The following is an 8,266-nucleotide window of genomic DNA, read 5'->3' on the forward strand; positions in this document are numbered from 1 at the left end:
TTTTGGTGAATATAATTTTTTCAGCTTCATATAATGCAGTTCAATTTACCGCACCGTCTATTAATTATCAGATTGATCGTACTGCTCGTACGTATGAATGGACGCACTCCAATGGGCTTTCCAAGGCAATACAACAACGCTTAAATTTATATATTATGAAGTTATTGCGACAAGATGTGTCGTTATATGTTTTCCATGATGCAAATCTAAACCTAGTACTACCCTACCTACTGATAAAAATTCTCACGCATTGTTGTAGATCATTGATATCATTTTAATTGATGCTTAGAGTTCACACGCCAAAAGCACTTCTTCTTGTCCCCATAACTCAACAGAATGCTTCGCGCGTGTAATCGCCGTATAAATAAGCGCCTTAGTAAAGACCGCATTAGGACTATCAGGCAATATAAACAACACCTGTTTAAATTCAGATCCTTGTGACTTATGTACCGTCATTGAAAAAGCCGTTTCATGATTCGGAATTCGGCTTGGCGTGAAGTCCTTGAAGCCCTCACTAATCGGAAAATACACGCGTAATTCTCCGTTGTTTTCAATATCAAGGCAGATACCAACATCGCCGTTATACAAGCCTGTTTGGTAGTCATTGCTACTGACCATAACAGGACGTCCGTGATACCAATGGTTTTCCAGATCAAAGCCTAATGCTTTTTGGCATAAAAGGTTTATTTCAATTCGCCCGCAATGCCCTTTATGGGTCGCAGTCAAAATACAAAACTGCGTAAATGCTTCAAAGATTTTCACTAAGTCTGCATTCTTGGCTTTCAATATATGAAGATAATCAGAGAAACCTTGCTGAACTGTATCAATGAGTGGATCCAGCTCTTTGCTTGAATAGGATCGATACTCCGACGCTTTATAGTCTGACCAAGCAATATCAGGGTAATCATCATTATTCATAACGGCTAGTGACTCTGAAAATTGGCCTGCGTTAATCGTCTTAGCCAATTGTCCAATCCCACTTGATTCATCAAAACGATAACTATGGTGTAAAAAAATCAGGTTATCGCCTAAAGGCTGAGGTGCTAAGGAAACAAAGTTGGTGAGTGACTGCCCAGATAGATCAGCGAGTTCAGAAGCAAACGCCTTACTAAACCCAAATTGGCTACACATACTGGCAAAAGGACTGCCTGGTTCGACCGCAGCCAGTTGGTCTTTATCGCCTAATAAAATTAGTCGTGCATTCACCGGTAACGCTTCTAAACATTTCGCCATCATGGCGCTGTCGATCATAGAGGATTCATCAATCACCAAAACATCGAGCGCCAACGGATTTCCTGCATGATGCTTAAAATTGACAGAGCCTAGCTTAAACCCAAGCAATCGATGCAAAGTACAAGCCTCAAGCTGTAATTGCTGTTTAAGCTCATCATCACAGTGTAAGTCTTTTATGTTATTGCGAATGGATTCCTGCATACGAGCAGCGGCTTTACCTGTAGGTGCCGCGAGTCGTATCCGCAATCTATTATGTACACGATTTTCAGACGCATACAGGGCGGCAATAACCCGTAATACCGTGGTGGTTTTACCAGTACCAGGTCCACCGGAGATAATACAAAGTCGCTTCTTAAGCGCTAATGCCGCCGCTACTTTCTGCCAATCCGGTGTAATATCTGTTGCAGGAAACAGTCGATTTAATACACCGACCATTTCCTGAGAATTAGTGGTATCTGCTAAAGAGCTCGATACCAATTCAGAGGCTAGCTGCGATAACCGAGTATGTACTTGAGAATGATATAAATGATATCGAGCTAAAAACAATTGATCGGAATCGATGATTAAAGGCGTAAAACCGCCGGCATAGGACGCCACGCCGGCATCAATCAGCTGTTTCTGCCAATCATGATAATCAACAACAGTCATACCCCTTGGGATCAATCTCATATCTAAACTGATCTTTCCCGCTTCTAACGCCTCAAACACAAATTTAAGCGATTTCTCTACCAAATCTAAGGCATTAGGGTTTTTGCACAGCCTTTTAAGTGTCGCAGTTAATTGCTCAGCCAACTGAGCGCTCGGTGCTTTGATTATTGATGTATTCATGCTGCAGACACCTCCAAACGAACTAACAACGTGTCTAGCGCCAAAATCAATTCTGAAGACGGTGTAAATTGATATACACCATGGATAGGCTCATCTGCTGGCTGACTAATATCCACACCTCGTATAAAAACATACCAAGCGCCACCAAGATGCTGCTCAATATTGTAATGTGGAAGGCTATCCTTCAAATAGCGATGTAAGGCCAATAAGTACAAAAGCGCTTGTAAGTAATAATGTGTTTCCGCCATCGCATGTTCGATTAATTCTGGCGCATAGTCTTTACTGCTGCTACCAAGGTAATTCGATTTCCAATCCAGTACATGATAACGGTCATCATCATCTTTAAAGACCAAATCAATGAAGCCCATGAGATAACCTTGTATATGTTTGGACGTAAGCTGCTGGCTCGCTTCAACAAATTCATGAGGCACATGGTATTTAGGGTCCGCTAACACGCGCTGAATATCTTGCGTTGAACCATGAGCTGACAGTAAAAACTCCAGTTCAGCCTGTCTATTATCAGACGTCACATTGGAAAGAGAAAAATTCGAACCATCCGATGAGGTCGATAAAGGCCTATGAATAACATCTAATACCGCCTTAGCCACAGGCTCATACCATTGTGGGCGCAAATCAACATGAGCGATCGAAAAACGATTCATACTTTCAGAAACTAACGTTTTTAACGCTTCTTTATCGGTACTTTGAAAGTCCCAATGCTCAAAAATGCTGTGCAAACATTCCCCTGGCATAGCGCCACGAGGAAAAGTAAAAATATTTGGCGCTATAGGCTCTTGGTTAGGATCTAACTGCGTAGGCTCTTCTGTCATATCGGGCACATCATCGGCATGAGCAGAACGCTCAATAGTGGCATGCTGTCCGGCCGTTAATGCGGAAAAGCTAGCGGTCGTCCAAGATGGATAAATAGGTTTAGTCGGAAAAGGTGCCAACCTGAGTGCTTCTTTGTCTTCCTGAAAATCACGGATATAAGTCGGCTGTTCCGAGTCCTGAATAATTGTGATGTCGATACTTGCACTATTAGACAACGCAGACGATGGATGACGATTTGAGCTCGTATCTTTAAATGCCTCTACGCCCGCCACGAAACTGTCAAATGACATTGTTTTGACTTTCTCACGCAGCTTGTCCACAGGATCGTCGAGCATGGTGTCATCACCATATAGTAACCACGCCAAGGCCGAATTCGCTGTGTATATATATTGACCATACTGAACGTGAGCCCAGAAGATAATACATTGATGAACCGGGCGAGTTAATGCCACATACAATAATCGTAACTGCTCCATCAATTGCTCTTTTCCCGCCTCGACGCTGGCTTTTTCAAAGTCTTCAGAGCCAAAATCAACTACTCCTTGTTCACCTTGATGCGCAGCAATAATCGTCGAGTCATATTGCTTTTTTCCTTGCCATAAAAAAGGACAGAATACAATGTTATATTCCAATCCCTTACATGCGTGTAGTGTGACTATTTTTACCCGCTGCGTATCACTTTCTAACCTTAACTGATGCTCGTCTTCCGCACCATTACCATTGATTGCGTATTGCAGCCATGAGATCAAGCTTTTCAGGCTGACTTGCTGCCTACTTCGCTGTTGCATAATTTCCGCTAGATGCATCAGATCTGTTAAATTGCGCTCCCCGTCTACATACTCTGTTAACCGTTGAGGTAGTGTTTGACCGTTACTATCTACGGTATTTAACCAACTGCGAAACATAGAACTGAAACCATTTTCTAAGTACACCGTTTTAAGTTGCCAAAAGCCGTCTAATAATGTCTCCCATTCATGCCCTTGCTCTTTTAAAGAGACAATATGCGGACCACTGAATCCGAGTATAGGATCAGCAAGTAATTCGGTAATACGCGATTCATTACTGGGTTCTGCCACTGCTTGCATCAGTCTTAACAACGTATAAGCGGCATCACTTTGAAGTACTTTATCCTGTCCTTGTCGAACACTCATAATGCCTTGTCTAGATAAGGCTTGTGCCATCATTTTAGCTTGTTTATGAGTTGGGACTAGAATGGCAATATCAGATGGACTGACCTTAGAGCGAGTCTGCTCACCGTCCTCAAAATACGCATCGCCAGATTGGGATTTTAATAAAATATCCCCAATTTGCTGGACAGTATTTGCAATAGCAAGCGGTTCAACACTCCCCTTACTAAAGGCTTTACCATTTTCATTTTGAGCAATAACAAACTGTAAAGCGGCCTCATTTCTGTCTTTTATAAACAGCTGTTTTTTAGGATGTGAACGCACCCAGTCAAAATGAATATTCTCCGTAATAAAGCTTGGATGTGTTGGACTAAATAACGCACTCACACTATCAACCAACGCCGGTGAAGAGCGGAAATTGGTTAGTAAGGTTTGTTGTGTGTCGGTATTTTTAGCGCCTTGGTAGTACGCATGAATATCGGCACCCCGGAAACTGTAAATCGCTTGTTTAGGATCCCCCACATAAAAAAGTGGCGTTTTCGTTTGCGCAAATAGCCGTTCAAATATGGAGAGCTGTAGAGGGTCCGTGTCTTGAAACTCATCTATTAATGCCGACTGATATTGACCGGTAACCGCTTTTGCCAACACTTCAGCCTGATCAATGTCTAACGCGTTATAGACATTCAAAAGCATGGAATCAAAATCTAAAACACTTTGCTCAGACTTCATCTCAGCAAGCTTGACGTTGGTGTATCCCAACAGCTCAATCAGTGTGTTTTGCTTTCTGTTAAACAGATAACCGGTCATTTGAGTGCTGTATTGATCGTGGCACTCGATGAGATCTTCTAATTCCGTAAAAAAGGGATAATCTTTGATCTCTTTATTTTTTTTCAGTTTGTCCGTAATTTCATTTTGGGCAAACTTCCTTGCTTCCTTAGAAGCGACTTCAAAGTAAGCAGTTAAATCATGCTGTAAGTAGGCATCCAGATGCGCAACGTAAGTATCTAAATTATCAATTTTATAGCTGCTTGCTTTGAGTAAACCATCTAGCATCAGGCCTTTGAGATCAGCTTTTATGTCTTCTTTCCTGAAATGCCATTGGGATACAACACTTTGCTGCAGTTCTTTAACCTTTTGGGTTAATGCTTGATCCACTGACTCCACAGCTTTTGGCGGCAATATTATTTGGTATGGACGATTAATATAGTTCTTAATTTCACTACGCCATAACTCTGGAGATTGTTTTTGCTGGATTAACCAAGTCGCCCAGACCTTATCATCTTCACTAAGTGCACTGACTTTCATGCGCCAAAAGTCTGCGACAACTATGTCTATTAGTTCATCACTGTTTGTTATGAGATTTAAATTAAATCGTCCACCAGCCTCGAACGCGTAGTCATTTAACACGCGCTGACAAAAGCTATGAATCGTAAAAATAGCGGCTTGATCAAAGCGAGCCAATGCTTTTAATAAACGCTGTCGAATCTCATCATCGGATATCACTTCCTCCCACTGGGAAAAAAGCCCTGTGAAAAAGTGGGCTTCTTGACTGTTTTTGTTTCCATTGTGCCAGCTCATTGCTTGCTGTAATCGCTGACGAATACGCCCTGTTAATTCTGCTGTGGCGGCTTTAGTAAAGGTAACGACGAGGATGTTTTCAGGCAGTAAGCCCTTTTCGACCACCATACGAAGATATAAACCGGTAATGCTCCACGTTTTACCTGTTCCCGCACTGGCCTCAATTAAATTACTGCCAATTAAGGGCGCTTTAAACACATCAAAAGCTTGTCTGTCATTTATCATTCGGCTCTCCCTGCTTGTATTAATGGACTGATCAATCTTTGAGATAGTGCTTCAAACGCGTCATCGAGTGGTGAATGGCCTCGATATAAAAACGCATTAACAGGTTTGCTGACTTCCCCTGTAAATTCATAGCCATCGGCCCATTTTTTATGAGCGGCACCCAACGCTTTTGCCGCATCCTCGCCATCTTCCAACTTTTGCGCATAAATAAAGCTAAGCTTGGCAAAAAATGGCAATGGCTCAGCTTGACCATCACAGTATGCTTGAATCCATTCTGCTAATAACGTTTCTGGATTTTCTATTTCTTTGAATACTAGACCATCACTCAAACTAATCACTTTAGTGACTCTTGAGACACCTTCAGGCTTCACGCAACATAGTATTAAGTGCTGCAACCATACTTTTACTTTTTGCCAATCATGCAATTGATCACTAATTAATAACAACTGCCCTTCAGGGCGTAAATCTCTTAAAACACCAGTAATATTAATGCCATTGATGTGAAGATCGACCGGAATAGCGGGCAGAGTGTCTGTTAAAAATTCTGGATCAACGCCTTCTAGTAATTCATCAACTGTCCCCTGCTCAATACTTTGTAGTATTGTTCCTGGTAATCCAGACGGCAATTCACCCGATGCTTGAGACATACCCAACGACGTGTCAGGAACACCTTTTATGGCTTGCTGTAACGCTGTTGAACGAATACGACTGTCTGCAAAGTTAGATAGATTAAACGGTTCGACATTATTCCAATCATTAGCTTCGTCTTGAAGATAAACACCTAAACTATGAAGTAGAAAATGTCTTTGAGGGTTTCCATAGAAGCCGCTTAGCTCATCCCAATCAATATGAACCACTTGTTCAACGTCTATATTTTTCTCGAATAAAGGTCTGACCATTTTATCGCCTTGGCCAATAACAGCAGCCACTTCAAACCATTTTTGGTTGTGACCAAGCAATTCTGAATCTGTGGAGAAATTACCTGAACTGTAGCCATGCATAGCATGCTGATGTACCGTGATGGGAATGGCGACCTGAGCACAGCAATCTAATAATTCAGACACCAGCACAGAAGGAGGGATGTCTGTACCATTATGAATATTACGACCGACATAGCTGACGTACAGACTTTCTTGGGCAGACATAATTAATTGAAGTGTCAGATAACGCTCATCGTTCGCTCTATTCCTATCGCCTTGTCGATGACCACCAACGGCCTGTGATTGTAATAAATCAAAACCAGGCTCACGTTGTTGTGTTGGCCAAGCATCGTAATTTAAACCCAATAAACAAAGCGTCTTAAACGGGATGCCAGCCAGATTATTCATACTGGTAAAGTTAACTGTTCCAACAGAACGGCCAGAACCGACAGTACTTGAAATGGTATTGTTTAAAAAGACAACGAGTGATTGAACGTCTATATCAGAATCAAAACCAGCTTGCTGCGATTGTTGGACGAACTCATTCAAACAGCCTAATAACTGCATATGATTGCTCTCTTCAAGTTCATCAATGATAAAGAAATCATTAAGTAGAGCATGCAAAATCTCTTGCCAATCTTGCACTGAATAAGCTGACGTTAATCGATGATGCCAATCAAACAGTGTGTCGCAGAAGACAACAAATTGACTCAACAATAACGTTAATGCTCCTTCTATTTCATCAACTGGCAAAACCTCATGAAATAACGGCACTGTTGCATTCACTTTTTTAGGTAATACAGCACCCAACAACAAACGGTCTAACCCTACTCTCCATGTATTTTGATCAGAAGCAGGCAAACCAAGCGATTGTTTGTGTGCACCATCTATTCCCCATCGCACCCCCGCATCATCTAACCAGCTGTCAATCTGATCTAAAGCATCATCCGTAAAATTAAACCTTTTTTGTATCAAACGATTACGGGCTAATACCATGACTTGTTCACGAGTAAAACGCCAGCTCGGTATTTCAAGGATTTCTAACAAACCATTAACCAAAGGTGACTCTGCGGCTGCTAGGCTCCCACTAATAAAATAAGGAATACGAAAGCTCTTTTCACTGTGAACATCGACGTCAAAGACGGCACGTATAAAGGGAGCGTACTTATCTAAATTAGGGATAGCGACAAGAACATCGTCGAGATGTAAATCAGGGGAATTGGCGAATTGATTCAATAAAAAATCATGTAATGCTTCAACTTCACGCATTTCACTAAAGCAATTCACGACGAGTAAACTGCTATCATCCGATAAAGAAGTCTTAGCCTGGTGATCCTGACAAAATGTGCCAGCAAGCGTACTTTGTAACTGGTGCAAGTACGTATCAAATTTAGGAAGAGTAAGTTCATTTATAGAAGAAGCATTTAATAGAGAAGTGAAATCTTCCGTAAGCGCCTAACCAACCACGTCCTTACAATGCCAAGGCAAAAGTGCTTCGATGTCTGCCAGGCTTTGTGCATTAGG

The 8,266-nt window shown here is 41.8% G+C and carries 3 protein-coding genes; all 3 read right to left on the minus strand.

The window, feature by feature from the left end:
- Positions 1–285 precede the first annotated feature (285 nt).
- From recD to J9B83_RS16040, 3 genes are read right to left on the minus strand one after another with little or no spacing between them, the layout of a single operon-like run.
- Positions 286–2,061 carry an exodeoxyribonuclease V subunit alpha gene (recD, locus tag J9B83_RS14575; RefSeq protein WP_211537555.1) on the minus strand — a complete coding sequence of 592 codons (1,776 nt, stop codon included), beginning with the start codon at positions 2,059–2,061 and terminating at the stop codon, positions 286–288.
- Positions 2,058–5,822, minus strand: a complete 3,765-nt coding sequence (gene recB, locus J9B83_RS14580) for an exodeoxyribonuclease V subunit beta (RefSeq protein WP_211537556.1) — start codon at positions 5,820–5,822, stop codon at positions 2,058–2,060. The genes recD and recB overlap by 4 nt, the downstream gene beginning before the upstream one ends.
- Positions 5,819–8,119 (minus strand): exodeoxyribonuclease V subunit gamma, encoded by a 2,301-nt coding sequence (locus J9B83_RS16040; RefSeq protein ID WP_211537557.1) that lies wholly within the window; start codon positions 8,117–8,119, stop codon positions 5,819–5,821. The genes recB and J9B83_RS16040 overlap by 4 nt, the downstream gene beginning before the upstream one ends.
- Between the last annotated feature and the right edge of the window lie 147 nt (positions 8,120–8,266).

Origin of the sequence: Marinomonas vulgaris, assembly GCF_018145875.1 — a bacterium.
GTDB lineage: Bacteria > Pseudomonadota > Gammaproteobacteria > Pseudomonadales > Marinomonadaceae > Marinomonas > Marinomonas vulgaris.